The sequence below is a fragment of the Acinetobacter sp. UBA2063 genome (genome assembly GCF_002333245.1).
Classification (GTDB): domain Bacteria; phylum Pseudomonadota; class Gammaproteobacteria; order Pseudomonadales; family Moraxellaceae; genus Acinetobacter; species Acinetobacter parvus.
This window is the reverse complement of record NZ_DDAH01000255.1, coordinates 10,163-10,501: the sequence shown is the minus strand read 5'-3', so window position 1 is coordinate 10,501 and position 339 is coordinate 10,163. Positions and strand designations below refer to the sequence as shown.

Annotated in this window: 1 pseudogene; it reads right to left on the bottom strand. The window is 48.1% G+C overall.

From position 1 onward, the window contains the following. Positions 1-339, bottom strand: a pseudogene (locus tag B4H32_RS12065) (ABC transporter ATP-binding protein); the annotation flags it as partial.

The window sequence follows — 339 nt, the reverse complement described above, 5'->3', positions numbered from 1 at the left end:
GTGGTTTTACCCACGCCATTGTCACCAACGAGACCAATACGGTCTCCACGCAACACGATTGCGGAGAAGTCCTTAATCAAAGGTTGTTCATTATAGCTGACGCGTAGATGTTCAATTTCAAACACCAGCTTGCCTGAGCGATTGGCTTCCTGAGTTGCCATGCTGACTTTGCCCTGTTGGGAACGACGTGCTTTTGATTCTTCACGTAAGGTTTTTAGGGCGCGGACACGTCCCTCGTTACGGGTACGGCGTGCCTTGATGCCTTGACGAATCCAGGCTTCTTCCTCAGCAAGCTTTTTGTCAAATAAAGCATTTTGTTTTTCTTCTGCTTCCATTTGC